Below are 2778 nucleotides of genomic sequence, written 5' to 3' on the forward strand. Positions count from 1 at the left end.
AATGCTATGGCATTAATAATCGCCTTATTTCCCCCACTAACCTTTTCAAGAACACCGTCATTATTGAAAAAAAGTTTATCTTTTGCTTTAGGCGTTCCATCTTTTACTACTAAGTACCCTTCAAAATTATTTGTAATTGGAACAATAGTAGCAGTTTTGCTAAACTCATCTATGTCAACGCATATTCCATATAAGTCTTCACCACCACCAGCCTCAACATGGGGCTCATAATGCGGTTCATTTGATTTTGCCTCTTGAATTACTATTTTTACTCCGCGTTTATAGGGATATCCCACAAATGAATGATTTTCTAGTTTGTCATACTTACTAGTTTTAGTACCTCCAGAAGCAAAAAATTCTACGTTTTTATCTCTAAACTCTAAAGAATTGCCTAGTAAACTAGAATCCGTTTGTGGATTTTTCATTAATTTTTCTAGTTTACTGCGCTTTTCTTGATATTCTTTTACTAATTGGGCTGTATTTTCTGCCATTCAATTATCTCCTTTTATTTTTTAACTATCAGCTACTACTGTTTTCTCATAAGCCCTATTGCCAAAAATAGTAACTTTTACCAAATTAATATAATAATCATGTTTACGGTTTTCATCCTTGATCTCTTCTTCTGATTTAAAATTGATTATAAATGAATCAGAAAGTGCGTATGCATTAATATATGTTGGGGGCCCACCACCAGCTTTAATAATCACTCCATCATTATTAATATCTAATATTTCTCCAGCTTTTATACTTGGATTTCTTGTAACAAGATATCCTTCAAAATTATTTGTAATTGGTAAAACATAAGCAGTGCAGCTAAATTCACACACATCAACGCATATCCCGTAAATATCAGTATCTGAACTAGTCTCCACATATACAGAATTCTCTTTTGGAACAAGTTTTACTCCACGCTTGTATGGAAAACTCTTTTTTGGGTCATAAAAATATTCTTCTATTTTGTCTGCGTAACTTGAACATGAAAATGTATATGCATCAACTTGCTCATTCTTTGACTTAAAACAACCACTTGAACTTTCAAAAACACTATTTTCAATAGAACTCATTGATTTTGAATATTTTTTAAATTTCAAAAGAATGTCGTCAAGTTCTTTTAATGAATTCAAATAAGGGTCTACCCCTTGTGCATCATCAACACTTCTTGCTTGACGCCTAGCTCTAACTGGTGCAGCATCTTGTTGAACTTCTTCTAAGCCCAATTGTAAATTCTCATCAACACCGGGCCCTGGAACTTGTCCTTTACCTTTTACAGACATTCATTTACCCTTTAGCTCTATTCCCAAAAACACTAGCAAGAATAATATATAAATCTTCAGTTAATTTATGTGCTTTTGAAAGTGCTATAGCATTAATAGGTTTATTATTTCCACTAACCTTTTCAAGCTCACCGTGTTGATCAAAATTAAGTTTATCCCCTGGATTTATATCACTTCCAGGCTTCTTACATACTAAGTAACCTTCAAAGTTATTAGTAATTGGAATTACAGTTGCTATACCAGTGAACTCATCTATATCTGTGCATATTCCATACAAGTCCTCACCACCACCAGCCTCAACTTCTAGTTCTGTTGCACCATCAGTACTAAAACTAAGCTTGACTCCACGCTTGTATGGATAACCCTTAGCAGGATAATTTTCTATTTTGTCTTTACTGCTAGTTCTAACTCCACCAGAATTGGAATAAATTAAATTTTTATCCCTAAACTCTAGAGAATTAGTAAGTAAACTAGAATCCGTTTGTGGATTTTTCATTAATGCCCTAATTTCAGCAACTTTTTTATCAAATTCTTCCTTAATTTTTGTTATGTCTGTACCAGCCATTTAAACACTCCTTTACGCAAAGCTTGTTTTTCTACTTCTTTTCAAGTTTTCATAAAATTGAAGTCGTCTTTGCTTGTAAGTATTACTTATAGCTTGTACAAATTCTGTAAAATTAATTGGAACAAAATTAGAATCAAGTAAACTTACTCTCTCTTCTGATTTAGCAACAATATTGCCTTTAATAGAATCAACAGAAGAAGAATTGCTATTCGCATTTTTTCTTAGTTTGATATTCACTTTAGCTAATGAAACTAGTTGTTCTAGTATCTCACCGTCAATGTGGGTTATGTCTGCTACTTTAGAAATAGCTTTAATTTGCTCAATTGGAACAAATTTGCGAACAAGTTCTCTGCGTTGTGCTTGAATAATGTCTTTTAGCGTGTATCCTTTTGCCAAAAGCACTTCTTTATTAAAATGATTGCTAAGATGTGCTTTTGCTAGTGTATCAATTTCATTTATACGCTCAGCCTCAAGTAGTAATTGCTTTTCAACACGCTCTCTCTCTTCAACTTCTGCAAGTTCTTTTGTTATTCGCTCATTTATACTTAAATCACGATTTATCTCTTTGGGTTTTGCATTTGCTTGTTCTTTAAGGCGCATATACTCTTCATATTCACCAGAACTTATAATCTTGGTATCAGATTTAACTTGCTGTTCTTCTTTAACTTGTGCTTGCAAGTCTTCTTTTTCTTCATTTTCAATCACTTTTTAACTCCTTTTCTCAAAATGAGAATAATTTTTCTTTTAAAATAGCTAACTCCTCTTTATTAAAGGAGTTATTGTTTATAAACTCATTATATTTACTGTAAAGCTCAATTAGCTTAATATCTCTTTCTACCTTTTGATCTTCACTTAACATAATCAGTGAATTAAATCTCATATCAAGGCCAAAATATTTAGTAAGTTTTAAATTACAAGAATTTTCAATTTGTTCTTGTA

Annotated in this window: 4 protein-coding genes and 1 pseudogene; all 5 read right to left on the reverse strand. The window is 32.0% G+C overall.

Annotated features, from left to right (window positions below):
* Window positions 1-491: DUF228 domain-containing protein (locus HNP68_RS06325; RefSeq protein ID WP_183221560.1), on the reverse strand; the 491-nt coding region annotated here is incomplete at its 3' end.
* 21 nt (window positions 492-512) lie between these two features.
* Window positions 513-1274, reverse strand: a complete 762-nt coding sequence (locus tag HNP68_RS06330; protein ID WP_183221562.1) for a DUF228 domain-containing protein — start codon at window positions 1272-1274, stop codon at window positions 513-515.
* A gap of 4 nt (window positions 1275-1278) precedes the next feature.
* Complete coding sequence (locus HNP68_RS06335; RefSeq protein WP_183221564.1) at window positions 1279-1839, reverse strand: DUF228 domain-containing protein; 561 nt, start codon at window positions 1837-1839, stop codon at window positions 1279-1281.
* A 12-nt stretch (window positions 1840-1851) separates the two neighbouring features.
* Entirely contained in the window at window positions 1852-2544 is a 693-nt protein-coding gene (locus HNP68_RS06340) for a DUF1357 family protein (protein WP_183221566.1), read from the reverse strand.
* A 16-nt stretch (window positions 2545-2560) separates the two neighbouring features.
* Window positions 2561-2778: pseudogene (locus tag HNP68_RS06345) on the reverse strand (phage portal protein); the annotation flags it as partial.

Source organism: Borreliella yangtzensis (assembly GCF_014201775.1).
Classification (GTDB): Bacteria; Spirochaetota; Spirochaetia; order Borreliales; family Borreliaceae; genus Borreliella; species Borreliella yangtzensis.

Coding starts and splice junctions, on each gene's coding strand:
- HNP68_RS06335 (WP_183221564.1), bottom strand. CDS start 1,839: ATGGCTGGTACAGACATAACAAAAATTAAGGAAGAATTTGATAAAAAA.
- HNP68_RS06330 (WP_183221562.1), bottom strand. CDS start 1,274: ATGTCTGTAAAAGGTAAAGGACAAGTTCCAGGGCCCGGTGTTGATGAG.